Here is a 23,125-nt window from a genome sequence, read left to right on the forward strand (position 1 = left end):
AATCCAGCCGGTGCCTTTGCCGGCAAGCCAGTCGGGAACCTTCGGGAGAAGTGTCGCGTTACAGATGACGCGGGTGCGGCCCATCTCGATAAGGACGGAACCATCTGCACTGGAAATAAAACCTACGGTCATCTTGAGGTTGCGGTATTCGTCAAACTTTCGGTCGGTACGTTCGTATGCCATTTTCAATCCCTTTAGTACTTCAGCGTCTCGACGACGCCCTTCTTAAATGTTCCCAGAATATACATCTGGCTCGTGTAGTTTTTGAGTTCTGCCAGTGCTGACTGAGCCCGTTCTTCGTTCACGTTCGCCTCGAAGGAAACATGGAAAATGTATTCCCACGGCTTGTCCGGATGTGGTCTGCTTTCGCAGCGAGTCAGGTTGATGCCGCGTTTCGCAAAGCAACCGAGTGCATTGTAGAGAGCGCCCACCGCATGGTCGTCTGCCAGTTCGAACAGCATGGTTGTCTTGGCACTTGCGGTGTCTTTGAATGCGGTTGGCACTTTCTGAATACCATAGAAGCGCGTGAAGTTGGTTCCCTTCAGGTTTTCAAGCCCAGCCTTCAAAATGTCGAGGTTGTAAATTTTTGCAGCATAGGCGCTCGCTATCGCTCCTTCGTCCAACGCTTTTCGCGCGGCGAGCTCTTCGGCGGAACCCGCTGTATCGAAGGCGGGAACTGCCTTGATTTGCGGATTTTCTGCAAAGAATTTGGAGCATTGGGCGAGTGCCTGCGGGTGACTGTAGACGCGCTTGAGGTCACCCAGCTTGACTCCCGGCATTACGCACAGTGTGTGCTCGATGCGTAGCATGACTTCGCCTACTATGCGATGTCGCCACTTGTAGAGCAAGTCGTAGTTGGCTTCGATGGAACCAGCAGTCGAGTTCTCGATAGGAACTGCTCCACCATCGGCTTCTCCGGTTTCGATGGCCTGATATATTTCTTCGAAAGTGTCCATCGGCAAAGTCTCGATGTCTTCGCCGAAAAGGTAATGCGCGGCGCAGTCGCTATAGGCACCCTTGCGTCCCTGGAATGCAATTTTTTTCATGGGTAGAAATATAAAATAAAAATTAATTAAACCTTCTGGCGCCTTGATATTTAGGCTCCCAGTACTTGTCTTGCATCGGAGAAATCATGACTCCTTTGCTTGAACTTGCGTGGATGAATCGATCGCCCGATAGGTAGATTCCGACATGGTCTATCTTCCAGAGGCTGCCGAAAAATACGAGATCCCCTTCCTTGAGGCTCCCTCGGCTCACGGATTTTCCGCGACCGTCCTTGTACATTCTCGATGCGCTGTGGTCCAGGGAAATGTTGTAGTACCCCTTGTAAACCTGCATCACGAAACCGGAACAGTCGGTCTTGGTTCTGGAAGCAGCTCCGTAAACATACTTGGCGCCCATCCATCCTCTGGCGTAATTTTCGAGGTTGCCTCGTGGGGCCGTTTTTTGAGCAGCCTTTTCCTTTTCTTTCTTGTTGATGGCGGCTCGTGCCTTGTCGACGGAGTTCATGTGCTTGGAGGAATCCTGCCTTGCAGCATTTTGTGGCGCGCTGGTTGTTGCCTGGGGCTTTTTTTCAGTAACAGTCGCTGCCGTTTCGCTTGCTGCGACAGGCTTGTAGTCGCCGATGTTCCTATCGTAGCCGGTCCGCACCGGAAAACTGCAACACATCAGCCCTAGGCTGAGTTGTGCCAGGAAAAGTCCGGTGAGTATGGATCGCGACAACATCATTGGAAATGCAATTATGCGTGAAATGTAAAAAAAAGATGTCCTTTATATTGAAAAAAATAATTATGTTTCAAACGAAAATCTTATTAAAGGAGAAATGTTATGAGGTTTTACCAGAAGCTAGCCTTCGTTGGGTTGTGTTCTGCGTTCGGTTTTGTCGCCTGTAGCGATGATTCTAGTTCCACTTCGGGCGAAAGCATCGATGTATCGGTCATCAGTTTAGATGAATCCACTAGAACCATTGTCTATTACCAGGAAAATGAGGAAGAACTCTGCGTTCTCGATTCTGCGAATAAAAGTGCCTCCTGGAAGACTATTGACGAAGGCAATGATACGTCTAGCATCAAATATGATTTTATAACGCTGCACCAGGAACAGGTCGACTTTATAAAGAACGAACTGAAAGTTTCTATCAAGGGAAATAATGCTGTCGTCTTCAAGTCGGGCTATGACTATGATTACAGTGGCATTATTGGTGGAATCTTTGTGGGTGGGGATAACTCGTCTATCAAGGGAACATGGGTTTCCGTTCCTTGTCGAGTATACGAAGAGGGCGATGTCTTGTGCTACTCGTCTGATGATGGCTGGGGAAAGATTACCCTGGATATCTCGTCGGGCTCGATTCATGCATCCTATGAATGGATAGAGCTGGAAGACGATGACTACGGCTATGACTATGATTACGATTATGACGATGATGACTAATACACCGATGACATATCGAAATCGGGCTTGCTCTATTCTCTGTATAAATCTCTGGGAGATGCATACTCTAGCATTTATATAAGGTCTGGATATAGTGCTGTGGAAAACAATGAGGAAGATGTCGCAGAGATCGCCCAGGAATATAATATACAGGAAAATTCCAAGTCGAAGAGCTCCGTGAAGTTTACCGTCAATGACAAGACTTACGAATTGTCTGCAAAGAAGTTCAAACTGGACAAGTACCAAAACCTGTCGATTGACGTGACTTTGACATCGGACGGAAAATCTTGTTCCTATCAATATGCGGAAGGTGACTTGGAAGGAGACGATATTGACCGTGATGCTTGTAGTTCGGAATACTTTGATCACTATCGTACCGACTATGTCCATGATTATACCGGGAAAAAGATTACTTATGGGTATATGTTCCGGATGGAAAATGATGACGAATTTGAAGATTGCGTTTACGATATGGCAGAGAAAAAGGATCCCTATGCGGATGGTTATTATGACGATGATGTCTATGATTCCGACGGATACTTCACTCCGATGTACAAGAAGTCTGCTGCATCAGAGTCTAGGGCAGAATTCTGGCGCGAATACAATCGTGAAATTAAGCGTATGCTGAAGCGCTTTAAGTAATAGAACTCTGCTAGACATTTGAAGAATCCCCGGATGTTTTTCCGGGGATTTTTTATGGAGCTTTATTCTTGAACAAGTTGTTGTATTCGATTGATCCCGAAAGCTCGCGAAGATGTCTTACCAGTAATCCGCGAGGGGCAGCTTCGATAAGAGTCTTCTCTTGCGATAGCAGGCTTGTGCCGAAGCCCAGGCGGTGCCCTTCGATATGGAAACCCATCGTCTCGAGAACGGTCGGTCCGGAATCGAGCGAGGTGTAGCGTCGTTTGGTCTGCTCGGAGGAATTTTTAGGATTGATGTAAATGTTCAGGAAACGACGGTCGCGTTGCAACATTTTGGAAACGGGAGACTTGGCCATGAAGAGGTGATCTCCGGCGATGACGATTTCGGTGTTGTTTCCGAAAGGTTGGCTTTGCACCCATTGTACAAATTGCCCTATTCTCTTCGAGGTGCATCTCAGGACGGCTGCATAGTGTTCCTTGCCCGATAGATTTTTCGGCACATCGCCGCAACGCTTGTCGAGAAACCCATTGGGAAAATGCGTGTCGATAGTGGTGATGGTCATGGAGAAGGGGCGGTTTGACAAGGTGTCTAGAATCATTTTGGCGTAATCCAGAACATCGGCGTCGGCAAGTCCCGGCCCCTTGCGGCGGTATGTCTCGCCCCTGTCTTTAACCATCTTTTCTATGTCGTCCTTGTCGTAAAGTTCGTCTATTCCGTGAGCAAGGAAGAATGGCCCTGTTGCACCGAATTTTGCAGGTGTTCCCTGCACATAGAAATTCCTGTAGTTGAATTGATGCAGTATGTCGTATATGCCGGGGAGACTGTCGAAGAAGGACATCTGAGTTTCCCCGAAGTTGTTCATGAACGACGATCCGCAAAGGAGCGGCATGCCTGTCGTCTTGGAAACCATCGAAGAAATGGTCGTGGAAGCCCCAATGATGTTTGTCCCGCCACCGTATCCTTTCTTGTCTGTGAATACGAGCCCGCTATTGTAGAGGTCTCGGATTTCGGGAATATGCTGGATAAAGGAGTTCTCGAGCGATTCTACGTAAATGAAGATGAGGTTGCGTGTCGTGTCGTCTGCCGAAACCATATCCGGCTTGTAGTGAACGAAATTTTCCTGGTAGAATTTGGAAGGGTGTAGTTCTTCGGGTTCGTTAAGGAAGTAGTTGACGTATTGATCGAGGGCTCTTGACGAAATGGCGCTCCAAAATGGTGCAGAGCCTGCGACAAGAATGGCGACAAAGGCTGCTGCGAAGATGGACTTGCGGAATCGCAGATCATGAAAGAAATCATAGATAGGCCATAGCAGCGCAAGCGAGAGAAGCAATGCGTAGAATCCGACCTTTTCGAGGAGGTCCTGCACAAATACGAGGACGAATCCGTCGACAGGCATTTGCAATGTCATGATCGTGAGGTCGGGATTCTGGATGGGAAAGGTCTTCTTTACCCACACGAGTGCCGTCGGCAGAGCAATCAGAAGGAACAGGTAGAGCCATATGAGAATGGCCTTCCTTGCGACGACAGGTTGTCTAGCCTGGTCTAGATTTTTCCTGTAATGATAGATTCGGAATCCGGAGTATAGAGCTGTTGCGACGAGCAGGTCGCTAAGATTGAAGTCAAAATGGAAATGTCGGACGAAACCGATCGCAAAGGCAATCATGACGACATGCAGGATGTCGAAAAAGAGTATGATGAATCTTGCAACGATCTGTTTCATTTCCGCTGAAGGTTCTGCTGGCTATTTTGTCAGCTGGAATACCTTTTCGCCCTTGTGACTCATTCCGTAGCGGGTCCGCAGCAGTTCCTCCTTGTAGAGCGAATCGTTCTTGAGGCGTTCGATCTCAAGATTGCAGGAATCGAGAACCTGCTGTAGCGAGTCTATTTGGGCCTGGAACTTCTCGATTTCGTGCGTGACCTTGCGTTGCTCCTTGAGGCTGTTCTTGCCGAACATGATGTGAAACACCACCACTATGGCGGATAGGATCAGCATCAGCAGGAAAATCAGAAGTCGCTTGTTCAATTCAGGTGGTCCCGTTAAAGTAGAACTGAAAGTTGTCGCTGGTGGTGACAAGTCCCGCAAGTTCCAGCTCTGTTAATATAGCTAAAATGTTGCCTGTCTTTAAGTTACATTCCTCCTGAATCTCCGAAATTGTCTTCCGGAACCCATTGAAATTTCTAAAAATGTTGATAGCCGCGGGAGAAAGCTTGCATCCGGTGGCGTCAATCTGGACGAGGCTTGCGGTCTTGGCCTGTTTGCCGGTTGTGGCGTTTTTTGGAAGTCCGGCGACGAGATGCAGGTTTTCGGGCAAAAAGACGGGTTTCGCCTTTCCCTGATCCAGGTACATGTTGGGCCCGCTCGCATGTTCGCTGTCGAAGTTTCCGGGGATGGCGATGAGGGTCTTATTTTCCTTTAGGCAGTAGTCGGCAGTTATTAGGGCGCCACCCTTGACCTTGCTCTGAACCAGGACGGTTGCTCGCGAAAGCCCGCTGATGATGCGGTTTCGGGCGGGGAAGTTTCCCTTGTATGCTGGAAAATCCGCTTCGTATTCCGAGAGAATGCAGCCTCCTGCTTCGATAATCCTTTCTGCGAGGGCGGCTCGGTCTCCGGGAATGGGAATGTTCAGGCCCTGTGCGATGACGGCGACTGTCGGGATTCCGTATTCCAGGGCGGCCTCGTGGCAGTAACTGTCGATTCCCTGAGCAAGACCCGAGACGACGACCGCCTGCGAACCCTGGAGCGACTTGACAAGCCTAAGGCAAAGTTCGCGGGCTGAACTGGATGGCCGCCTCGTTCCAACCATGGCGATACCGATTCCGTCTGCTGGGGGGAGTGTCCCTCGGCAGTACAATGTCGATGGCTTGAATTTTGATTGCGCGAGTGCGAGCGGAAAAACTTCTGCGCTAAGCTCTACATAGTTTCTATCTTTGTTCAACATGAAATACTCCTTTGAAGACTTGGTGAAAATTATGGCGACCCTCCGCTCTCCGGAAGGCTGCCCGTGGGACCGCAAGCAGACGCATCAGTCCCTGTTGCCCTATCTTGTCGAAGAATCCCATGAATACATCGATGCCGCCCAGGCGGACGATAAACCGCACATGGCCGAGGAACTCGGCGACGTGCTGTTCCAGGTGGTATTCCATTCTCAGGTCGCGAAGGAAAACGGTGATTTCTCAATCGACGACGTGGTGCAGGGAATCTGCGAAAAGATGATTCGGCGCCATCCGCATGTCTTTGGCGATGCGAAGGTCGATGATTCGAATGGCGTTCGTCGCCAGTGGGAACACATCAAGGCGCAAGAAAAGAATAATGTAAAAATGGCGGGCATGTCCGCTATGGACAAAGTAAGCAGGAGCATGCCGACGCTCGCACGAGCCCAGGAGATTCAGCGCCGCGCCGCCAAGGTAGGGTTTGACTGGATCGAGGCTGAACCTGTCTTTGACAAGGCTGTTGAGGAATTTAGTGAATTTCGCGCTGAAATGCAAGCGGCTTCCGGCGAAAATGACAATGTAGAGCGAATGGAAGACGAATTTGGCGACATCATGTTCAGCCTGGTGAACGTGGCGCGTCACTGTGGCTTCAATGCGGCGCTTGCGCTAGAACGCGCGAATTCCAAGTTTGAAAGGCGGTTCCGTATCGTTGAACAGAAGGTCCGCGAACAGGGAAAGGACATGAAGGATGTTGGTCTCGAAGGCCTGCAGCAGATTTGGAAAGAAGCTAAAGCCGAAGTCAAGTCGTCAGGTTCCAAGTAGAATCATTCTAATGTGGATTATGCCTTCGGCAAATTTTTTCCCGTAATGAAAAAATCCGTGCTATATTAGTTAATGTGCTTCCAGTCCATTCTGGTTCTAGAGAAGGGATGCCGGATCGAACCGCGGGGTAGAACAGACCGGAAGCACGCTTGTTTTCTTCTAATTCCACTTTCCCGCAGGGGTTCCCAAAGGCCCCTGCGGGATTTTTTTATACAAAAAACCCCTGGAGCAACAAGTGCACTGGGGATTTGAAGTTCTTGTTTTGTCGGTTTACTTGGCGAGGCGGCTCAGACGCTTCTGGGATTTTTTCAGGATTGCCTGGATGTCGTCCTGTTCAGCAGTCTTCTTGTAAAGCGGTGTTACTACTTTGCTCAACAGGTCTTCTTCGGTTCCGCTGGGCGGGGGCATGATTCCCTGCATGCAGGCGTAGAATTCATCCATGTTGCTCTTGTAGTAGCGGTCAACATAGTAATACTTGTTGCCGTTGGCGTCGAAGTCATAGTCGGTGTCAAAGTAGTCCATGTTTTCTGCCTTGCAATAGTCGCTCGTCAGATCATATATCCTTTCGACGGTGCTGTTGCAGGTGACTCCATCCGCGGAGATGTCTACGGATGCGCCGTTATTGTCGTTATCGATGAAGGTCTGGAAATCCTTGACTTTTACGGTGAATGTCTTTCCGGCGATGGAGATGGTTTCTCCTGTTGTGGATAAGTCAGAAGATACGATTCCTAGGGCTGCCTGGACTTCTGGTTTTGATGCGAATGGTCCTGCCTCCGAGAGGCTATTATATGAAAGGTCTGTCGGGTCGAGATTACTGGCGACTCCCGTATAAAGCGCTACGTAGAGGCTCCATCTATATTCGCTGGTGGAATAATCCAATGCGGGACCTTCTCCAGCGTTTTTGACCTGCGTAATCTTGATGGAGTTGCTTGCGATCGTGAGCGAAAGATCGTAATCCAATTCATCGTCGCAACGGCTGCTGCCTCGAGATTCCTTGTATTCGCAGGGAACCATATTCCAGGTTCCGTAAACGCTGCCTGCAGAACCGCCAATGAACATCTCGCCATAGTTTTCGAAATCGCCGTCTTCGTCCTGCCAGAACAGGACGAGCGTGTCGCCGACGAACATGTACTTGGCGAGCATGTCGCCGGGCGATGTCTGAACCGGTTTCCACTGGACCGTCTCGCCGTTCACGATGCACATGTTTTCCTTGAAGCCGTCTCCAGAAAGGGAGATGGTTTGCGACTTGTCGTCGATGATCATCTGGAAAGAAGAGGACATGACTTCGTTACCTGGATTCGACGGTCCCGAGCTGCTGTCGTCTCCGCAGGCGTAAAAACCGAATGCGGCGGCCATCGTTGTGCCCAGTAGTGCTGCTCTTGAAAGGTGCTTCATCATATTGCTCCTTGGTAGATTTTTTTATAAATGTAAAAAAAAACGAATCCTTATGCCGGCTTTTTTTCTCGATGCGGAATAGCATGTGCTGCAGTTCACAAAAAAAAGAACCCGGAGCGGTTGCTCCGAGTTCTTTAAACTTCTAAGAAGCTTGGCTTAGCTTCTTTTTTAGCTTTTTGTGAGCCTCAAGCGACTCGTATTAACGAGTCGTGGTGGCGAGAGAACTGGCTCCAGAGTAAGGACTCTGTTGAGTTTAGCCAGTTCGGTCGTGTTAGGCGCGAGCCTTGGCCTTGTCGCCGTACTTCTTGATGAGTTCGTCCTGAATGTTCTTCGGAACCGGGAGGTACTTGCAGAATTCCATGGTGAATTCTGCCTTACCCTGGGTCATGGAACGAAGGTCAGTGGCGTAACCGAACATTTCGGAAAGCGGGACTTCGGCGGTGATGGTGGTCATGCCGAGTTCTTCGCTCGTACCGGTGATGGTACCACGACGCTGAGAAACGTTACCCACGACGGAACCCTGGAATTCAGTCGGAGTCTGGATTTCGACCTTCATGATCGGTTCGAGGATCTGAGCGCCAGCCTTTTCGAAAGCTTCGCGGAAGGCCATACGGGCAGCAACCTGGAACGCCATATCAGAGGAGTCGACCGGGTGGTATGCACCATCCTGAACTTCCATTTCGATACCCACAACCGGGAAGCCGATCAAGGAACCAGCTTCCATGCAGCTCTGGAAACCCTTGTCGCAAGACGGGATGTATTCCTTCGGAATACGGCCACCCACGACGGAGTTCACGAAGTTGTAAACCTTTTCCTGGTCGCCTTCGACAGCCATCGGACGCATTTCGCCGACAACCTTAGCGTACTGACCGGAACCACCGGTCTGCTTCTTGTGAGTGTAGTCGAACTTGGCCGGACGGGTAATGGTTTCGCGGTAAGCCACCTGCGGAGCACCGGTCGTCACGTCGCACTTGTATTCGCGGCGCATACGTTCGATGTAAACGTCGAGGTGAAGTTCGCCCATACCCTTGATGATGGTCTGGCCGGATTCCTTGTCGACTTCCACCTGGAACGTCGGGTCTTCCTTGGTGAAGCGGTTCAGAGCCTTGGACATGTTGTCCAGGTCGTCACGGTTCTTGGCTTCGATCACGAGCTCGATCACCGGATTCGGCACGTGCATGGAAGTCATGTTGTAGTGGTTCTTGCCATCGGTAAAGGTCGTACCGGAGGCGCAGTCGATACCGAACAGAGCGACGATGTCTCCTGCTCCGGCTTCTGTGATATCCACCATTTCGTCGGCGTGCATACGCACGAGACGGCCCACGGACACCTTCTTGCCGGTGGCCATGTTGGTAATCATGTCGCCCTTCTTGAGGGTGCCCTGGTAAATACGGATGTAGGTGAGCTGACCATAGCGGTCGTTCACGAGCTTGAATGCGTAGCAGACGAGCGGCTTGTCGTCGGCGCTTTCGAGAATGACTTCGGCTTCGTTGTTGTCGATGTCGAGGGCCTTGTTTTCAACCTGAGTCGGGTTCGGCAGGTAGTCGATAACGCCGTCAAGGAGCTTCTGCACGCCGATGTTCTTGTGGGCAGAACCCATGAAAACCGGGGTGATTTCGAGGCTGATGGTAGCCTTGCGGATGGTGGCCTTGATGAGGTCCTTGTCGATTTCATCGACGCCATACTGGCCTTCCATGGCCTTTTCCATGATTTCGTCGCTGTAGTCTGCGCAGCAGTCAACGAGCTTTTCACGGTATTCGTTTGCCTGGTCGACGAGTTCGGCCGGGATTTCCTTTTCGATCATGTCGTCGCCGTTAGCGCCTTCGAAGTAGTAGGCCTTCATTTCGACGAGGTCGACCACGCCCTTCAGTTGGTCTTCGAGACCGATAGGAATCTGCATGACGCAGGGCTTGTGGTTGAGCTTTTCCTTGAGCATGACAGCCACGCGGAGCGGGTTAGCACCGGAGCGGTCGCACTTGTTCACGAACACGACGCGCGGTACATGGTAGCGCTTCATCTGGCGGTCAACGGTAATGGACTGGGACTGCACGCCTTCCACGCCGGTAAGAACGAGGATAGCACCGTCAAGCACGCGGAGAGAACGTTCCACTTCGATCGTGAAGTCCACGTGCCCCGGGGTATCGATGATGTTGATGGAGTCGGCTTCGCCGGTCTTGGTGTGGGTCCAGTTTGCAAACGTAGCGGCGGACTGAATCGTGATGCCGCGTTCGCGTTCAAGTTCCATGGAGTCCATCGTGGCGCCGACGCCGTCTTTACCACGAACTTCGTGGATAGCGTGAATACGCTTTGTGAAGTAGAGGATGCGTTCGGTAAGGGTTGTCTTACCCGAGTCGATGTGGGCAGAAATACCGATGTTTCTGTGTTTTTCGATGTTTTTCATTTTTTATTCCACAAATGGAGTTGATGTTTGTTTGAGTTGCGCCCAAAGATAGAAAAAAAGGGGGGATCATTCAAGTCCAGCCCGTTTGAAAGGGGCACACTCATGCCTTTTTGAATAAAAATTGAAAAAAAATAAAGAAAATCCCTTTTTTGATGTTTTTTTTGTTACATTTTCAATGCATTACATACAACAGAAAGGAATCAAAAAATGAAAAAAGCAATTCTTCTTGCCTCTGCAATCGCTTCTGCTGCAGCCCTTTCCGGTTGCGCCGTTGCCGCTGCACCGTTGACAGGCGTTATCTACACCGATATGGACTATCCGATTACGGCTACCGCAACCGAACAGGGCTCCAAGACGGGTGAAGCCTCTGCAACTTCTATCCTCGGCATTATCGCTACCGGTAACGCCAGTGTTGCCGAAGCTGCCAAGAATGGCGGTATCACCAAGGTGAAGACCGTCGATGTCAAGGCTACGAGCATCATCGGTATCTACGCCAAGTACACTGTCGTCGTGACGGGCGAGTAATCAATTTGGGTTTAGGAGACCCCTAAAAAGGACGGTTGCCTATCGGCAACCGTCTCTTTTCGTTAGAAAAAGGAATCTAGGAGGAAATCTCGGCGTCTTCGACCGTCGGCTCGCTAGATTTGTCTGCGAGAGCCTTGAAATAGGTCGCGGCGGTCTTTCCGACTTCGGTCGTGTCGTAGAAGGAGTAGGCTCCGTTACCGATGGCTCCGATGGCCGGAATGGCGCGAAGAGCGACTTTTCCTAGGAACTTGGTCGAAACCTTGATGCCGATTTTTGTTAATAGAGCTTCGAGGGCTGCCATGGAAAGCTTTTGCACGACGACTCGGCTGCCGGTACGCACCGCTATGTCGCGGACCAACTGTGCTGCACTGTGCCGGAACAGACACCAGATCATCGCTTCGCGGCTGAGCTGTGCAAACTTGCCGTAAGTTGCGGCAATATCGGATACGAGCTGTGCCTGGATACGCCAAATGGCGGCGATATCCGGTATGGAGGTCAGAACTCCCGTAACGCCTGCCGGAACAGAAAGGGTTGCGCTTACTACGGATGCCTTGAGGGCTGCCTGGCGGATGAGTTTCTTTATTTTTTCGTCAGGATCCTGAGTGGGGGTATAGAGGGATTCGGGAATATCGGTCACCAGTTCCACGAGTAACGAACTGATCTTTTCCTTAATCTTGTCAAATTTCTCTTCTTCGCTATCGCTCATAAAAGTCTCCTTACGGGACTAATATACATTATTAAATATGAAATGTGAAATGTGAAGTGTGAAGTGTGAAGTGTGAAGTGTGTGATGAATAGTTTCTCATTTCACATTTCCTCATAGAGGAAAACTCGACTAGGGTGCTAAAGCATCAAGTATCGTTTAACACGCCTCACATCAGAATATAATCTTCGCGAGGCCGCCGGTGATTCCGGGAAGGTTGTAGCGGAGCGTCTTGCCTTCGAGCCAGTACGAAAGAGCCTGGTCAATCCACTCGCGTTCACTCGTGATTTTGCGGATTACGATGTCGGTACCTGTTTCGGTGTCATCGAAATAGTAGTATCCGCGGAACTTGATTGGGAAAATTTCGCCGTGCAGAAGTACGCTCACGTCGGCGGTACCATTGTCCGAATCAATGGACACGGACTGGACATCGCCAAAGCGCTTGACCAGTTCGTGGTTCTTGACGAATTTTTCGACCGCCTTATTGCGGAGATTGCCTAATAGCGACATCCCTATCTCGATTAGCGCGGAAGCGTCAAGATTTCGATTCCGTCTTTGGTGCGCACGATGGTGTGTTCCCACTGGGCGGAAAGAGATCCGTCGCGGGTGACGGCTGTCCAGCCGTCGCTGAGAGTCTTGGTGCCCGGGCGACCCACATTGATCATGGGTTCTACGGTAAATACATTGCCGATTTCGATGTAGGGCGTGCGTTCGGAATTGCGAAAATGGAGCACAGTCGGTTCTTCGTGGAATCCGCGTCCAATACCGTGACCGCAATAGTCCTCTACGACGCTGAAACCGTGTTCGTCGGCAATGTCCTGGATTGCGCAGCCGATATCGCTGAAGCGTGCGCCCTGTTCGCCGGCGGCGCGGATGCCCTCTTCCATGCAGAACTTGGCGGTGTCGACCAGTTCCTGTGCGATGCTCGAAACTTTACCCACGCAGAACATGGCGGAAGTGTCGCCGTGGTAACCCGAAAGGATGGTGGTGATATCAATGTTCACGATGTCGCCGTCCTTCAGGATCGTCTGGGCGTTCGGTATGCCGTGACATACGACTTCGTTGATGCTGATGCAGGCATAGCGCGGATAGCCGTGATAGCCCATGCAGGCGGAAATGCCTTTGTGCTTGCGGGTGTAGTCTCCGATGAATTCGTCAATCTCGAGGGTGGAAACACCCGGTTTGCACATTTCGCCGGCAAGGATAAGCGTTTCGGCGGCAAGAGCGCCGGCATCGCGGATCAGTTCAATTTCTTTTGCGGATTTAATCTTAATCTTAGCCATTATTATGTTGTCCTATTTTTTCCATGCGTAGCGGTCAACAAGGTAGGCGAGCAGCATCTGATCTTCTTCGGTGCCGCCTGCGAGTTCCTTCACCAGCGGAATCACGCGGCTGATGCGTTCGCGGGCTTTCTGACCACCGAAGTGGTTCTTTTCCTGTTCGAGCTTCATGCGGACGCGTTCGCTTACTTTTTTCGCAATTTCTTCGTTTGTCGGAACATCCATCTTGATGAAGTTGATGCCGAAGTCGGCGGCGGTCTGCTTCATGTCGATTTCTTCGACCGGCGTAATCAGCGAAATGCAAAGTCCGCTGCGGCCCGCACGGGCGGTACGTCCGCTACGGTGCACGTACACTTCGTGGTCGTCGGGGTGGTCGTACACAATCACGTGGGTCACGTGGTCCACGTCAATACCGCGGGCGGCCACGTCGGTACAAATGAGAATGCGGAGCTTCTTTTCGCGGAAGGCGTTCAAGGTCTTTTCGCGCATGTTCTGCGCCACGTCGCCGCTAAGTGCCCCTACATTGAATCCGTAGCCCGAAAGTACCTGTTCCAGGTAGCTCACGTCGCTCTTCTTGTTGCAGAAAATCATGCAGCTTTCGGGGTTGTAGTATTCCAGCACCTTGATGGTCATGGAATCCTTGTCCATCACGTCGCAGGGGTACCAGCGGTGTTCCAGATTGTTGGCGATTACTTTGTCGTAGCTGAGCGAAAGGAATTCGGCGCTCGGACGCTGGAATTCGCGGGCGAGGCTCTTCACCGTCTGCGGAATCGTGGCGCTGAACATGGTACAGGCAATCTGCTTGGGCAGGTAGCGGCGAATCTTCTGCATATCGGGGTAGAATCCCATCGAGAGCATTTCGTCGGCTTCGTCCAGAATCAGGTCACGGATGTCGAGGAAGTCCACATTGCCGCGCTGCACGTGGTCCATCAGTCGGCCCGGCGTTGCGACAATGATATGTACGCCGTTCTTGAGTGCCTTCAGCTGCGGTTCGTAACTCACACCACCGAAAATCGCGACGGAACGGATGCCCGTACCAGCAGAGAGCTTTTCAATTTCGTCTTGAACCTGCAAGCAGAGTTCGCGAGTCGGCACCAAGATCAGAGCCTGCGGGAAAATATGGTCGCGTACAATCACCTGCAAAAGCGGGAGTACATAGGCGCCGGTCTTTCCCGAACCGGTCTTGGACTGCACCAGCATATCGCGTGCGGCGAGCATGTAAGGAATCGTCTTGCGCTGCACCGGCATCAGGTCGGTCCAGCCGTGTCCGCGAAGAATATTCTTCTGTTCTTCGGGCAGCATGTCAAAGGTATAGTCAGGGAGCTTGTGTTCAGGTTCGATGATTTTTACGGGAGTCAAAAACGGATTGACTTTTTCTTCTTTCTTTTCTTCTTTTACTTCTTCGCTCATAGTGAACGCAAAGATAGAAAAATTAATTGCCGAGGCTCCAGTGATATTCTAAGCCGAAGCTGATAAACCAGTCGATCGTGCTTGCGCCAATTGTCGTTGGCTCGGCTGCAGCATCGGGCGATGGCTCGGTATAAACATCCCTGCCTCGGCTCGAAACCCCAGTGCGGATACTGATGCCGTAGTGCTGCAGAAACACGCATTGCGTGCCGATTCCAAGCAGGGCGCCTTTGTAGGCGTCTTCGAATTCAACGCGCGTTTCGTATTCCTTGGAAGGCTTCTTTATGTTGCTTTTCAGTTCTATGTCCTCGGAGTAAAAACTGTACTGGAATCCGAGAAAGGTGAATAGGTGTAAGTCCATCCATTTTAGGGGCGAATAGGTGTGTGAAATCAATACATTGAGGCCGACTTCGTGCTGCGAAAAATACCAATGGTCCAGTTCCTTGTAAATGGGATCTTTGTCGTCGGTCTTGACATCGTGCTTTGAATAACGGTAGAAAATTTCGCCGCCGATAAAGCCGAACCAGATTCCTCCAGCATATAAAGTGAAGAGGGGCGTTGAATCGTCAATGAAGTTCCATAGGCTTACGGAGTCCCTGGTGATTCGATAGTTGCGGACCCTGCTATTGACTTTACGCTTGTACCAGTTATCCGGTGTGAACGGAATCTGGGCCTGTGCTAATCCCGCAGAAATCCCGATCCATGTTCTGAAACTTGGAGTTTCCTTGTAGAGGTCGTCCGGTTCGGTGTCCCTTTTTAGACGTTCTTCCTTGCTCAGGCGACGCTTTGTATAACGGTTAAAGAACGCCGATGCGATTTCGTCGCCCAAGGCAATCTTGTCCGGTTTTTTCAGAATGGAGCCCGCAGTCTTTGGTTCGTGAGCAGTCTCGTCAAAGATTGCTATCTGTAGATAGTCTCCCTGGTCTGCGATAAATAGGACAATTTTGTCTTCGAGTTCTTGGAAATGGGCTGCCATGGCAGGATGACGGGATTTTAGGTAGGACGCGTCTAGCGAAGGATCCATGTTGTTCTTGAGCCAACTTGCGTAACGCATGGCGACGGAATCTCGTTCCCATTCGCCCAGAAGCCTGCATTTGGGGCTTCCGATACCCGAGTTGTTGCGCTTAAGCGAAAGACAGAATTCCTTGGGATCGATTGGCGATTCTTTCTCGGTGGTCCAAATGAGGATGTCCGCATCTTGCCAGAGGGTCCACTTGGAATCGAAGTAGATGTCCTTTGCTGCAACCGAGACGGTGCATAGGAACAGACTTAGCAATGCAAATATGACCCGCCTCATCTCCCGGCTCCCTGATAAAGGTTCTTGCGGATTTGCTGCACGGTAAGGTGCATCAGCTGTTGCATGTCCTGCTCGGTAAGCGTCCTGACCGGGTGCTGGATTTCATCGACAGCGCTGAACAGCGGCCTCTGTCTAATGTTGTCCCACAAGGTGTACGATACGATGGCGCTAATGTTCTGGACTTCTCTCTTTTCTTCGCTTTCGTTATGGATGAGGGCGTAGTCAAAGAAATTTTCGCGTTTTAGGTCCGTTCCGATGATGACTTCATGAACGAGTAGAATCTGCGGTGGAATTTTTCCGTCGGGAGCCGTAATGGAAATGCCCTGTTCCGGCAAGATTCCTTTGATAAATATTCGTTCGTCCAGTTTGAGACTTTCTTCGGGAGACTTGGCTAGACTCGAGTCGGGGAGGACCGTAAGCTTGCTATAGAGACTTTGAAATTCGGCCTTCATGGCGTTGGCGCAGAATGCGGTTGCTTTCACCTGCGTGCTGTCGCCGTAACCGAGCCTATTGGCAAACCACTTGGTTCGTGTCAGGACGAATGCTTTTTCTAGTCCGGTGATTGCAAGTTCGCCATAGGGCGGCTGAGTGTAGGCAGGATGTCTTTTGGACCAATGGTAAGAATTGGCGCAGCCGACAAGCGACAGCGCCAAGACTAAAAGGCATGTCAAAAGACGGTAGCCCATGATAATCTACTGGACACCCCACTTTTCGCGGTAAGCATACACCTTGTCAAGGATTCCTTCGGGGGCGTTAATCGCCTTGCGGTTCTCTTCGCTTTCGAGGAATGCAATGATGTCGTTTATGTCGATGATGGAGTGTGCCTCGATGCCGTATTCGTCCTGCACCGTCTGAAGCGCGGACTTGCCGTTGTCAAGTTTTTCCTTGCGGTCGACGGAAATGAGGAGACCGATGACATTCGCGTTCTCGATTTTAGAGAGCGCCTGCATCGTCTCGTTCACGCTGGTACCTGCGGTAATCACGTCCTCGATAATTACGACATTCGTCTTCTCGGTGTACTTGTAGCCGACGAGCATGCCGCCTTCACCATGGTCCTTCGCCTCTTTGCGGTTGTAGGTAAAGGTGAGATTTTGGGCGTACACGTCACTGAGTTTCATCGCTGTTGCGGCGCAGAGCGGAATGCCCTTGTAGGCCGGACCGTAGAGGTTCTGGGCCTTGCCGTCGAAGTGGACCATGTAGGTGCTCGCGTAGTACTCGGCAAGCTTCGAAAGTGTCGCTCCGGTGCGGAACTCTCCGGTATTGATGAAGTACGGAGTCTCGCGACCGCTCTTGGTCACGAAGCTGCCGAATTTCAGTGCGCCGGCTTCAACGAGAAAATGGACAAATTGATCTTTGATATTCATGGTTATGCACCTGCTCCGCAGAGGAGACTAAAAATGTTCGCGAAGACATTGGATTCTTCTGTAAGGACTTCGATGACGACAAGCAGAATCAAGGTCACGATGCAGAGACTGATGTAGAAATAGAACGACTTCTTGAAGCCCTTGATTTTCAACTTGAAAATGAGCCAGGCGATGACGCTCAGGATGGCGCTGAAAGTCCATGCAGCGATGGCACCGAGCGAAATGCCCGGAATGAGGCTGATGGCATAGGTGAGTGCAATTCCTGGCATGAAATAGAAGCAGATGCAGAGAATACTCAGCAGTGCGAATCCCACATAGTGGGAAAATCCGCGTTCGCGCTGGACAATCACCTGCGGTTGGGTCATTGCTGGTGCGGTCGGCTGTTCTACCGGCGCTTCAGCAGGTGCTTCTTGAACAGGGGCTGCGGGAGCAGAGGCGTCCTGTACAGGTTCGGTTACCGGAGCAGTGTTTTCGGCTATATTTTCGTTTTTGAGTTCTTCGGACATGATGTCTCCTGTGAAATTCTAAAGGATAAATGTTCTGCCGGCAAAAACGAATACACGATGCTCTAGCCACAGCTTGAGTGCGGCGGACAAGGTGCGTTTTTCGATATCCTTACCGAGTTCAACAAGCTCGTCGATGCTTGCGGTTTCAGGTACGCGTTGGATATCCTGACAGATGATGGGGCCCTGGTCTAGGTCTTCTGTGGCAAAATGGGCCGTGGCACCGATGATTTTAACCCCTTTGTGCCAAGCCTGATGATAGGGCTTCGCGCCTTTGAATGCCGGTAAGAATCCGTGGTGGATGTTGATGATTCGGTACTTGAACTCTTCGGTAAACGCTTCGCTCAGAATCTGCATGTAGCGAGCGAGGACGACCGTGTCGGTTTTTGTTTCGGCGATGATTTCCCTGAAGCGGTTTTCAGGAATACTTTTGTCTGGGTTCGACGGTACATAGTAGAAGGGCACGCCGAAGGTTCCGCCGACAGGACCGAGGTCGGGGTGGTTTCCGACGATGCAACTGAATTCGCAGGGGAGGTCTCCGTCGCGGTGCTTGAGCAAAAGGTCGTAAAGGCAGTGGTCGGTCTTGGATACGAAGATAGCCACGCGTTCCGTCTTGGACGTGTCAAAGAGTTTCCAGTTCAGCTGGAGATGCCCTTCCAGGGTTTCCAGGTGCTTCCGGACTTCCTCGATGTTTTCGGATTCGGCTTCGAAAACGGCTCGCAGAAAAAAGGTCTCGATATCTTTGGCAGTGTGCTGTTGTAGGTCAATTATGTTTGCTCCGGCCTTTGCTAGAACTTGGGTGGTTCCGGCAATAAGTCCCTTTTGGTCGGGGCAATGAATCTGTAAAATATAACGGTTAATAGCCATAGCCCAAAATTATAAAAACGGCGGAGTTTTTTTTAGAATCGTTTACAAAAAAGAGGCTTTTTGGGTAATCTCTATTTCGTATGCAATAAATGGACTTTAATTTATGGCCGAGTCTTGTGAATTTTGTTCGAAAATTTCTACTATTGGAATGGTATTTTTTTCAAGAAGGGAAAAATGAACGGTAAATTCTCTTTGATGATCATGCTCGGTCTTGTGAGTGGCTTTGCTGTGGTTCAGTCTTTTGCAACGCCTCCCAAGAGCTGGGATGCTATCTATAATGCTGAAGGTGAAGGCGACTATTCCTCTGCTAAAATCGAAGGCAATATTCGCTTTGGTAAGTACACGCACTACAAGGAAGTGCAGCCGGTCTCGTTCAAAGTTAATGACAGCCTGTTTGCATTCTCCGTTGCTGGAACGATGACGGTTCCTGCCAACAAGATTGAAAAGGAAAATTTCTATGCGACCTGTAACGAATCGAAAGAAGCGTGGATTTCCTATTTCAACAAGCCCCGCGCTTTCGGTAGCGATCAGTTGATCGTGAACATTGCCGGTGTCGATCTCGCTTGCGGTAATGAACTGTATGCTGTTGGAGACTTGAGAATTAAATTTGCGAATCCCAAGGCGCAGGAAGTTTGGGCTCATGAATTTGAAGGTCGTGAAAAGTATCGACGCGAGCGTGTCGTGGAATTCCGCCGTGCAGAACAGGAACATCGTTCCGACATTCGTGACAAGTCCGGCATGTTCAAGGATCCGCGTGACGGCCAGGTGTACCGCACCATCAAGGTGGAAGGCCGTGAATGGTTCGCCCAGAATGTGAACTATGAAGTGCCTGGACATTCCTGGTGCTACGAAGACAAGGAAAACTACTGCATCCGTGGTGGCCGTCTTTACGATTTGGAAGGAGCCCGCAAGGCTTGCCCCGAAGGCTGGCACTTGCCGCGTGACCGCGAATGGGATGATATGCTCAAGGGTTTAACGGGCTGCTATGATGGCGTGGATAAGTGCGAAAAATTCGCAAGCAAGCTGAAGGCAACTACCGGCTGGCAGGGTGGCGGTGGTACGGACGAATATGGTTTTTCCGTATTTTCTTCGGGTTACCGCAAGATGGTGGGTAAGTCAATTGTCCGCTACGAAGACATGGGCGAATATGCCGGCTTCTGGTCTGCACAGAACGGCCGCAACGAAACTATCTGGATTTGGGCCATGGGCCGCATGAGTGACCAAATGGTTCGTCAGCTGGTACCGAGCAAGACCAACGCCTACTCCGTTCGCTGCATCAACGGAAATTGATTGATGATTGATAATGTATAATTGATAATTATCAATCATCAATTGTCAATTGAAAAAACGCAAGCCCATAGGGCTTGTGTTTTTTTACATCTGGCGAATCGGGAAGAGTCCGAGCAAATCGAGCACGTTTTCTAGCACAATCTGTGTCGCCTGAACCAGGAACAGACGGGACTTCTCTTCGGCGCTCCCGAGCACGCGGTCTTCGTGGATGAACTTGTGCGCGGCTTCGGCGATTTCCAGGGCATACTGGGCGAGCACGCTCGGTTCGTCACCGGCCACGGCATCCAGAATCTTCTTGCCTTTCTTCGACAGGATGTTGATGAGGCTGTAGGCAGCATCGTCGCTGAGTTCGGCGAAGTTCACGTCCTTGATTGCGGCGGCGAGGTCAGCGCGATCGATGCCGGCCTTGCGCATGATACTGCAGAGGCGCACGTGGGCGTTCTGTACATACGGGCCGGTATCGCCTTCGAAGCTCATCACGGCATCCCAGTCAAAGCGCACGTCCTTCAGGCGGCTGTTCTTGAGGTCGTTGAAGGTGAGTGCCGAAATGCCAATCTGGCGGGCGATGAGTTCCTTGTTCTCGAGGTTTGGATTCTTCTCATCGATGAATTCGAGAATCTTCTTCTGGGCGGCTTCGATCACGTCGCGGAGCAGGCTTGCGGTACCTGTGCGTGTCTTGCCCTTTTCCCACTTGCCGTCGACCAACTGCAGAATCACGCCGAACGGAATGTGGTACATGTCCTTGTACCATTCGCGGCCCATCTTCTTGAGCACGTGGAACACTTGCTTGAAGTGGAGTGCCTGTCCCAAATCCACCACGTAGAGGCACTTGTCGAAGTTGTATTCCTTCTTGCGGTAGCAGGCGGCGGCCAAGTCGCGGGTCGCGTACAGCGTAGATCCGTCGCTCTTGCGGATAAGGCAGGGGTTCAGGTCGAATTCATCGAGCATCACCACGTCCAGATCCTGGCTCTTCACCATCAGGTTCTTTTCGCGGAGTTCGTCGAGAATGGCGGGAATCTTGTCTTCAAAGAAGGATTCGCCGGTGTAGTGGTCAAAGCCAACGCCCATCATGTCGTAGATGCGCATGAGTTCCTTGAGCGTTGCGGCGCGGAAGGCGGTCCAGAGCTTGCGGTAGAATTCGTCGCCCTGTTCCAGCTTAGTGAATGCGGCGCGGGCTTCGTCTTCGAGGCCGGGTTCTTCTTTGCTGGCCTTGGAGAAGGCTGCATAAAGGATGTTTAGTTCCTTCACGGTCAGGCTATCCAGCGTGGCATCGTCCGTGGGGCGCTTTTCGCGCAGGTACATCACGATGAGCTTGCCGAATGCGGTACCCCAGTCGCCCAGGTGGTTGATGCGTTCCACCTTGTAGCCTGCGGCCTTGTAGATGCGGGAAAGCGAGTTTCCGATCATCGTGGAGCGCAGATGGTGGAAGGCAAGTTCCTTACCGATGTTCGGGGAACTGAAGTCGATGCAGACGACCTTCCCGTTGGGTGCGGCGTGACCGTATTCCAGGCCCTTCGCAGCGATTTCTTCAAGAGTGGACTTCGCGAGGAATCCGCGGTCAATGAAGAAGTTCAGGTAGCCGTTTACGGCTTCCACCTTCGAAAGTCCTGCCGGGAGCTTCACCTGGGCGGCCAAATCTTCGGCAATCATCTTCGGGGCCTTGCGCATTACCTTCGCGAGCGAAAAACACGGAATGGTGAAGTTGCCGTGGGTGGTGTCAGGCGGCACGGAGATAAGCTTTAAAGCGGCTTCCTTCTCGAAGGAACCGGTGGCGGCGAGCGCCTCTGCGATTTCTTGCTCAAACGAGTTCATTGTCGTCGGCCTTCTTGTCGGTGGTCTTTACAAAGTCATTTTCGTCGAGTTCCACAATCTTGCCGTCAGCATAGAGACGGTCGAGCGAAATCTCGTTACGCTTTTCTTCTTCGAACAGGTGGACCATCAGGTCGAGGCCAGCGTCGAACACGGCCCAGCGAACGCCTTCCTTGTATTCCACGCCCACGGAGGGGAGTTTGTTCGCCTTGAATTCCTTGCGGAGTTCGTTCAGAATAGCCTGCATCTGGGCTTCGCTTTCGCAGGTTGCCACGAGGAAATAATCCGTGACATCCTTGATTCCGCGTAGGTCAATCAGCTGCACGTTCTGGGCGCGCAGCTCAAACAGAATGCTTGCGCCCATTTGGACGGACTGGGGAAGTTCTTGCTTATTCGTTGTCATCTGTTTCTCCCTGTTCGGGTTCTATTATTTGTTCAAAGTCTTTGCCGATGTACACGGCAGCATCTACGACGGCGCGGCTACTGTGGACTACAAGTACATTTTTCGTCTTGAGTGCGCTGGCTAGCGCCTTCGCGCCTTCCCACTCGGGGTTTCTAAGCACAAGCACCGTCTCGTCGTAATTCTGCAGACGGTCATTTCTGGAACTCACGACATCAAATCCATTTTCGCGCAGGTAGGAGCGCATCTTGGTAGCCGCTCCCTGCATCCCGCAGCTGTTCAGTACCTCGACATCCCCCTTGTAGGTGCGTACTACCTTTTCTACTGGAACCTTCTTCTGTTCCTCTTCGCAACCCGTAAAAAGCAATGTGGCCATCAAGGCTATTGCGACGAAAGAAGAGCGAAATGTTTTGGCGTACATCAAGGACATTTTCCTATTGAAATTTAGAAAAAATGCGCCTTGCTTGTCATTCAGCTTACCTACAGTAATAACTCGTTCTCCATGGGCATCCGCCGTAGAAGTGGCGGTAGGGGCCGTAAGCCTTGAAGGCGTCGTTTTCGTTGATGAACATTACCTTGAAGGTCATGTTGTCGTTGGGCTTATATTCCAGGGCAATGTCGGGGAGGATGATGTCTATGTTTCCCTGTCGCACATCCTCGCGGGCAATTGGCGTGCCGAAACGGAAATTGGAATATAGCGGCATCCAGAGGCCCATGTTTGCGTACAAGTGAAGCTCCGGTGAAAATTCGTAGGCAAAATGCGCCATGTAGCTTTGCTGGGCAAAGGAACCGAAAGATCCTCCCATGAAACTCACGGAGTAGGTGTAGGCGACTTTGAGCGCGGGGTCAAATGTTTCATGCCGCACCAGGCGCTCGGGGTTGAAATGTTCGCGGTTCCAGGGAATGCCGTCGTCGGGAACGATGTAAACCGTATCGACAATGGTGTCTTTGGGGGCGTTTTTTGCAAGGGTAGAGTCTTTTTTGGCTGTAGAAACAATAGCTGGGTCTGCCTTTATGGGGTTTTCAGCAAAAGCAAATGCTACGAATACTATTGTCAGC

At 51.2% G+C, this 23,125-nt stretch carries 25 protein-coding genes and 1 pseudogene; 5 read left to right on the plus strand and 21 right to left on the minus strand.

Features of this window, described 5'->3' with window-relative positions:
- From Q0628_RS06805 to Q0628_RS06815, 3 genes and pseudogenes are all read right to left on the minus strand, one after another.
- Nucleotides 1-183 (minus strand): annotated as a pseudogene (locus Q0628_RS06805) (ribonuclease PH); the annotation flags it as partial.
- An 11-nt stretch (nt 184-194) separates the two neighbouring features.
- Nucleotides 195-1,046: a prephenate dehydratase gene (locus Q0628_RS06810; RefSeq protein ID WP_298769440.1), complete on the minus strand. Its 852-nt coding sequence runs from the start codon at nt 1,044-1,046 to the stop codon at nt 195-197.
- A gap of 22 nt (nt 1,047-1,068) precedes the next feature.
- A complete protein-coding gene (locus Q0628_RS06815; RefSeq protein ID WP_298769442.1) occupies nt 1,069-1,668 on the minus strand; it encodes a C40 family peptidase in 600 nt (199 codons plus the stop codon).
- Nucleotides 1,669-1,827: 159 nt separating this feature from the next.
- Between Q0628_RS06815 and Q0628_RS06820 the strand changes: the two genes are divergently transcribed.
- Both Q0628_RS06820 and Q0628_RS06825 read left to right on the plus strand, forming a co-directional pair.
- Nucleotides 1,828-2,430, plus strand: coding sequence for a hypothetical protein (locus tag Q0628_RS06820; protein WP_298769444.1), 603 nt, complete (start codon nt 1,828-1,830; stop codon nt 2,428-2,430).
- A 99-nt stretch (nt 2,431-2,529) separates the two neighbouring features.
- Complete coding sequence (locus tag Q0628_RS06825) at nt 2,530-3,072, plus strand: hypothetical protein (protein ID WP_298769446.1); 543 nt, start codon at nt 2,530-2,532, stop codon at nt 3,070-3,072.
- A 52-nt stretch (nt 3,073-3,124) separates the two neighbouring features.
- Here the strand turns inward: Q0628_RS06825 and Q0628_RS06830 are convergent, their stop codons facing one another.
- Genes Q0628_RS06830 through dprA form a run of 3 tightly spaced genes read right to left on the minus strand, consistent with a single transcriptional unit; the run spans nt 3,125 to nt 6,011 of the window.
- Nucleotides 3,125-4,792 (minus strand): LTA synthase family protein, encoded by a 1,668-nt coding sequence (locus tag Q0628_RS06830; protein ID WP_298769448.1) that lies wholly within the window; start codon nt 4,790-4,792, stop codon nt 3,125-3,127.
- 21 nt (nt 4,793-4,813) lie between these two features.
- Entirely contained in the window at nt 4,814-5,065 is a 252-nt protein-coding gene (locus tag Q0628_RS06835) for a septum formation initiator family protein (protein ID WP_298769450.1), read from the minus strand.
- A 31-nt stretch (nt 5,066-5,096) separates the two neighbouring features.
- Nucleotides 5,097-6,011, minus strand: a complete 915-nt coding sequence (gene dprA / locus Q0628_RS06840; RefSeq protein ID WP_298769451.1) for a DNA-processing protein DprA — start codon at nt 6,009-6,011, stop codon at nt 5,097-5,099.
- Between dprA and mazG the strand changes: the two genes are divergently transcribed.
- Nucleotides 6,010-6,825 carry a nucleoside triphosphate pyrophosphohydrolase gene (gene mazG / locus Q0628_RS06845; RefSeq protein ID WP_298769453.1) on the plus strand — a complete coding sequence of 272 codons (816 nt, stop codon included), beginning with the start codon at nt 6,010-6,012 and terminating at the stop codon, nt 6,823-6,825. The genes dprA and mazG overlap by 2 nt on opposite strands.
- 270 nt (nt 6,826-7,095) lie before the next feature.
- Here the strand turns inward: mazG and Q0628_RS06850 are convergent, their stop codons facing one another.
- Nucleotides 7,096-8,223: a hypothetical protein gene (locus Q0628_RS06850; protein ID WP_298769455.1), complete on the minus strand. Its 1,128-nt coding sequence runs from the start codon at nt 8,221-8,223 to the stop codon at nt 7,096-7,098.
- Between the two features lie 268 nt (nt 8,224-8,491).
- Nucleotides 8,492-10,621 (minus strand): elongation factor G, encoded by a 2,130-nt coding sequence (fusA, locus tag Q0628_RS06855; protein WP_298769457.1) that lies wholly within the window; start codon nt 10,619-10,621, stop codon nt 8,492-8,494.
- 207 nt (nt 10,622-10,828) lie between these two features.
- Here fusA and Q0628_RS06860 point away from each other — a divergent pair, with 207 nt between their 5' ends.
- Entirely contained in the window at nt 10,829-11,146 is a 318-nt protein-coding gene (locus Q0628_RS06860; protein WP_298769459.1) for a TRL-like family protein, read from the plus strand.
- A 76-nt stretch (nt 11,147-11,222) separates the two neighbouring features.
- Here Q0628_RS06860 and Q0628_RS06865 read toward each other — a convergent pair whose 3' ends face one another.
- From Q0628_RS06865 to purU, 9 genes are all read right to left on the minus strand, one after another.
- A complete protein-coding gene (locus tag Q0628_RS06865; protein ID WP_298769461.1) occupies nt 11,223-11,852 on the minus strand; it encodes an EcsC family protein in 630 nt (209 codons plus the stop codon).
- Nucleotides 11,853-12,023: 171 nt separating this feature from the next.
- Nucleotides 12,024-12,359: a hypothetical protein gene (locus tag Q0628_RS06870; RefSeq protein ID WP_298769463.1), complete on the minus strand. Its 336-nt coding sequence runs from the start codon at nt 12,357-12,359 to the stop codon at nt 12,024-12,026.
- A gap of 11 nt (nt 12,360-12,370) precedes the next feature.
- Nucleotides 12,371-13,132 carry a type I methionyl aminopeptidase gene (gene map / locus Q0628_RS06875; protein WP_298769465.1) on the minus strand — a complete coding sequence of 254 codons (762 nt, stop codon included), beginning with the start codon at nt 13,130-13,132 and terminating at the stop codon, nt 12,371-12,373.
- Between the two features lie 12 nt (nt 13,133-13,144).
- The gene (locus Q0628_RS06880; RefSeq protein ID WP_298769467.1) at nt 13,145-14,539 is read right to left on the minus strand and encodes a DEAD/DEAH box helicase; all 1,395 of its coding nucleotides are present in this window, start codon (nt 14,537-14,539) and stop codon (nt 13,145-13,147) included.
- Nucleotides 14,540-14,561: 22 nt separating this feature from the next.
- Nucleotides 14,562-15,833, minus strand: coding sequence for a hypothetical protein (locus Q0628_RS06885; protein ID WP_298769468.1), 1,272 nt, complete (start codon nt 15,831-15,833; stop codon nt 14,562-14,564).
- A complete protein-coding gene (locus tag Q0628_RS06890) occupies nt 15,830-16,519 on the minus strand; it encodes a hypothetical protein (RefSeq protein WP_298769469.1) in 690 nt (229 codons plus the stop codon). Before Q0628_RS06890 ends, Q0628_RS06885 begins: the two co-directional genes overlap by 4 nt.
- Before the next feature lie 6 nt (nt 16,520-16,525).
- Nucleotides 16,526-17,197 carry an orotate phosphoribosyltransferase gene (gene pyrE / locus Q0628_RS06895; protein ID WP_298769470.1) on the minus strand — a complete coding sequence of 224 codons (672 nt, stop codon included), beginning with the start codon at nt 17,195-17,197 and terminating at the stop codon, nt 16,526-16,528.
- Between the two features lie 2 nt (nt 17,198-17,199).
- Nucleotides 17,200-17,703 carry a hypothetical protein gene (locus Q0628_RS06900; protein WP_298769471.1) on the minus strand — a complete coding sequence of 168 codons (504 nt, stop codon included), beginning with the start codon at nt 17,701-17,703 and terminating at the stop codon, nt 17,200-17,202.
- Between the two features lie 18 nt (nt 17,704-17,721).
- Complete coding sequence (purU, locus tag Q0628_RS06905) at nt 17,722-18,567, minus strand: formyltetrahydrofolate deformylase (protein ID WP_298769472.1); 846 nt, start codon at nt 18,565-18,567, stop codon at nt 17,722-17,724.
- Nucleotides 18,568-18,741: 174 nt separating this feature from the next.
- Here purU and Q0628_RS06910 point away from each other — a divergent pair, with 174 nt between their 5' ends.
- A complete protein-coding gene (locus Q0628_RS06910) occupies nt 18,742-19,857 on the plus strand; it encodes a fibrobacter succinogenes major paralogous domain-containing protein (protein ID WP_298769473.1) in 1,116 nt (371 codons plus the stop codon).
- An 84-nt stretch (nt 19,858-19,941) separates the two neighbouring features.
- On the opposite strand, the gene argS is transcribed toward Q0628_RS06910, so the two are convergent.
- The 4 genes from argS to Q0628_RS06930 all read right to left on the minus strand — a co-directional run.
- Complete coding sequence (gene argS, locus Q0628_RS06915) at nt 19,942-21,669, minus strand: arginine--tRNA ligase (protein WP_298769474.1); 1,728 nt, start codon at nt 21,667-21,669, stop codon at nt 19,942-19,944.
- Nucleotides 21,656-22,069 carry a ribosome silencing factor gene (rsfS, locus tag Q0628_RS06920; RefSeq protein ID WP_173352226.1) on the minus strand — a complete coding sequence of 138 codons (414 nt, stop codon included), beginning with the start codon at nt 22,067-22,069 and terminating at the stop codon, nt 21,656-21,658. Before rsfS ends, argS begins: the two co-directional genes overlap by 14 nt.
- Nucleotides 22,056-22,496: a LytR C-terminal domain-containing protein gene (locus Q0628_RS06925; protein WP_298769475.1), complete on the minus strand. Its 441-nt coding sequence runs from the start codon at nt 22,494-22,496 to the stop codon at nt 22,056-22,058. The genes rsfS and Q0628_RS06925 overlap by 14 nt, the downstream gene beginning before the upstream one ends.
- 46 nt (nt 22,497-22,542) lie before the next feature.
- A partial coding sequence (locus Q0628_RS06930; RefSeq protein ID WP_366979068.1) for a hypothetical protein occupies nt 22,543-23,125 on the minus strand: 583 nt, incomplete at its 5' end.

Source organism: uncultured Fibrobacter sp. (genome assembly GCF_937877005.1).
Taxonomy (GTDB): Bacteria; Fibrobacterota; Fibrobacteria; order Fibrobacterales; family Fibrobacteraceae; genus Fibrobacter.

What these genes read in the sequence shown, in the direction of transcription:
- Q0628_RS06810 (WP_298769440.1), bottom strand. Translation starts at nt 1,046, where the DNA reads ATGAAAAAAATTGCATTCCAGGGACGCAAGGGTGCCTATAGCGACTGC.
- Q0628_RS06815 (WP_298769442.1), bottom strand. Translation starts at nt 1,668, where the DNA reads ATGTGTTGCAGTTTTCCGGTGCGGACCGGCTACGATAGGAACATCGGC.
- Q0628_RS06820 (WP_298769444.1), top strand. Translation starts at nt 1,828, where the DNA reads ATGAGGTTTTACCAGAAGCTAGCCTTCGTTGGGTTGTGTTCTGCGTTC.
- Q0628_RS06830 (WP_298769448.1), bottom strand. Translation starts at nt 4,792, where the DNA reads ATGAAACAGATCGTTGCAAGATTCATCATACTCTTTTTCGACATCCTG.
- Q0628_RS06835 (WP_298769450.1), bottom strand. Translation starts at nt 5,065, where the DNA reads ATGCTGATCCTATCCGCCATAGTGGTGGTGTTTCACATCATGTTCGGC.
- mazG (WP_298769453.1), top strand. Translation starts at nt 6,010, where the DNA reads ATGAAATACTCCTTTGAAGACTTGGTGAAAATTATGGCGACCCTCCGC.
- dprA (WP_298769451.1), bottom strand. Translation starts at nt 6,011, where the DNA reads ATGTTGAACAAAGATAGAAACTATGTAGAGCTTAGCGCAGAAGTTTTT.
- Q0628_RS06850 (WP_298769455.1), bottom strand. Translation starts at nt 8,223, where the DNA reads ATGATGAAGCACCTTTCAAGAGCAGCACTACTGGGCACAACGATGGCC.
- fusA (WP_298769457.1), bottom strand. Translation starts at nt 10,621, where the DNA reads ATGAAAAACATCGAAAAACACAGAAACATCGGTATTTCTGCCCACATC.
- Q0628_RS06860 (WP_298769459.1), top strand. Translation starts at nt 10,829, where the DNA reads ATGAAAAAAGCAATTCTTCTTGCCTCTGCAATCGCTTCTGCTGCAGCC.
- Q0628_RS06865 (WP_298769461.1), bottom strand. Translation starts at nt 11,852, where the DNA reads ATGAGCGATAGCGAAGAAGAGAAATTTGACAAGATTAAGGAAAAGATC.
- Q0628_RS06870 (WP_298769463.1), bottom strand. Translation starts at nt 12,359, where the DNA reads ATGTCGCTATTAGGCAATCTCCGCAATAAGGCGGTCGAAAAATTCGTC.
- map (WP_298769465.1), bottom strand. Translation starts at nt 13,132, where the DNA reads ATGGCTAAGATTAAGATTAAATCCGCAAAAGAAATTGAACTGATCCGC.
- Q0628_RS06880 (WP_298769467.1), bottom strand. Translation starts at nt 14,539, where the DNA reads ATGAGCGAAGAAGTAAAAGAAGAAAAGAAAGAAGAAAAAGTCAATCCG.
- Q0628_RS06885 (WP_298769468.1), bottom strand. Translation starts at nt 15,833, where the DNA reads ATGAGGCGGGTCATATTTGCATTGCTAAGTCTGTTCCTATGCACCGTC.
- Q0628_RS06890 (WP_298769469.1), bottom strand. Translation starts at nt 16,519, where the DNA reads ATGGGCTACCGTCTTTTGACATGCCTTTTAGTCTTGGCGCTGTCGCTT.
- pyrE (WP_298769470.1), bottom strand. Translation starts at nt 17,197, where the DNA reads ATGAATATCAAAGATCAATTTGTCCATTTTCTCGTTGAAGCCGGCGCA.
- Q0628_RS06900 (WP_298769471.1), bottom strand. Translation starts at nt 17,703, where the DNA reads ATGTCCGAAGAACTCAAAAACGAAAATATAGCCGAAAACACTGCTCCG.
- purU (WP_298769472.1), bottom strand. Translation starts at nt 18,567, where the DNA reads ATGGCTATTAACCGTTATATTTTACAGATTCATTGCCCCGACCAAAAG.
- Q0628_RS06910 (WP_298769473.1), top strand. Translation starts at nt 18,742, where the DNA reads ATGAACGGTAAATTCTCTTTGATGATCATGCTCGGTCTTGTGAGTGGC.
- argS (WP_298769474.1), bottom strand. Translation starts at nt 21,669, where the DNA reads ATGAACTCGTTTGAGCAAGAAATCGCAGAGGCGCTCGCCGCCACCGGT.
- rsfS (WP_173352226.1), bottom strand. Translation starts at nt 22,069, where the DNA reads ATGACAACGAATAAGCAAGAACTTCCCCAGTCCGTCCAAATGGGCGCA.
- Q0628_RS06925 (WP_298769475.1), bottom strand. Translation starts at nt 22,496, where the DNA reads ATGTCCTTGATGTACGCCAAAACATTTCGCTCTTCTTTCGTCGCAATA.